The sequence below is a fragment of the Providencia sp. UF-224 genome, from assembly GCF_058245955.1.
Genome location: NZ_JBSICC010000140.1, coordinates 1 through 268, shown reverse-complemented (window position 1 = coordinate 268; position 268 = coordinate 1). Strand labels below are relative to the sequence as shown.

At 63.1% G+C, this 268-nt stretch carries 1 pseudogene; it reads left to right on the top strand.

The annotated features are described in order from the left end of the window. Positions 1-55: 55 nt before the first annotated feature. Positions 56-268, top strand: a pseudogene (locus AC4IFO_RS23205) (MFS transporter); the annotation flags it as partial.

Here is a 268-nt window from a genome sequence, read left to right as displayed (position 1 = left end):
CCTTCCTGGCGGCGTTGAGCCGGGTCTGGGCGGTAAACGATCTGCGGAGGGCGGGATGAAGTTAGCGGATTATAACGGCCATCTGGTCACGCTGTGTCTGATGGCGACCGGCACCTTCGCCATCGGCACCGACGCCTTTATCGTCGCCGGCGTGCTCAGCGACATTTCCGCGACATTTGCCGTCAGCCCCGCGCAAGCGGGGCAGTTGATATCGATATTCGCGCTGGCTTATATGCTGTTCGCCCCCCTCACCGCCTGGCTGCTCGGC